The sequence below is a fragment of the Comamonas sp. FG99 genome, from assembly GCF_057808605.1.
In genome coordinates, this window is record NZ_JBMDII010000087.1 from 1 (window position 1) to 966 (window position 966).

At 62.6% G+C, this 966-nt stretch carries 2 protein-coding genes; both read right to left on the minus strand.

Annotated elements, in window-relative coordinates; genetic code table 11:
* Positions 1 to 605 (minus strand): DDE-type integrase/transposase/recombinase (locus ACODRX_RS25820; protein ID WP_488874404.1); only part of this gene is annotated, 605 nt, incomplete at its 3' end.
* A complete protein-coding gene (locus tag ACODRX_RS25825) occupies positions 602 to 910 on the minus strand; it encodes a transposase (protein ID WP_488874405.1) in 309 nt (102 codons plus the stop codon). The genes ACODRX_RS25825 and ACODRX_RS25820, both read right to left, overlap by 4 nt.
* Positions 911 to 966: the final 56 nt, after the last annotated feature.

A 966-nucleotide genomic window follows, 5' to 3' on the forward strand; every position in this document is an offset into this window, starting at 1 on the left:
CGCAGCCCGTAGCTCTTGACTAAGGCCGTGTAGTGCCGGCTGGTGAAGACCAGGCCATTGTCGGACCTCAGCAGGAAGGGCTGCGGGACCCGGCCCAGCGTGCCGAACCGAGCAATCAGGGCCTGCTCCAACGCACTGGCGGCCGTCGTCGCACGGCCCGTGCGAGAGAGATGCCAGCCCAGCAACTCTCGGGTATGGCAATCGATGACCAGCGCCAGCGAGGCCCAGCCATCGCGGCCGGCCCAGATCCGGCACAGGTCCGTCGACCAGCGCTCGTTAGGCGCCTGGGCCACCGAGGGAAGTGCCTGAATGCGCGGGCGCATGCCCACGGCTCGCTTCTTCACCTGCCAGCCCCTGAGCTGGAAGATGCGCTGCACGGTGTTCTTGTTGAATCCCAACAGGTGCGCCACCGTGCGGTAGCCGAACGAGGGGTTCTCTTCGATCAGGGCCTTGATCGGCTCGGCGTATCTCGCATTGACCTTGGGGGCTGCTTTCACCGCCTGGTAGTACACCGTGCGACGTGGTACCCCGAACCAACGGCAGAGCTGGCTGAGGCCAACCTCCACACCGTCATCACGCAAGCCTTGCTGCACGCGCAGGATCATTTCCCGTCCTCGTCCAGCAAGGCTTGCAGCTTTTTTCGTGCACGCAGCTCCAGCATCGCCTCCCCATAAGCCTCCTGCAGATCACGCAGCTGCCGCTCGTACTGCTCGCGCACGTCCTCGGGCTTGGCCCGCAGCGCGTTTTCCATGCCGCGCTTGGCATCATCCACCCAGTTCTCGATTTCCGAGGGCGTGAGGTCATGGCAACGGCTGGCCTCAGCCACCGTCGTCTTGCCCTGGATGATGTCCAGAACCAAGGCGCTTTTGCGCTTGGCCGTCCATCGTTTGATCTCTTCTTCTGCCTTCATCTTCAGGTCCTTTCTTCAAGTTTAGGACCTGTGCAGGTTTTTAGTGGGTCAATACA

Coding starts and splice junctions, on each gene's coding strand:
- ACODRX_RS25825 (WP_488874405.1), bottom strand. CDS start 910: ATGAAGGCAGAAGAAGAGATCAAACGATGGACGGCCAAGCGCAAAAGC.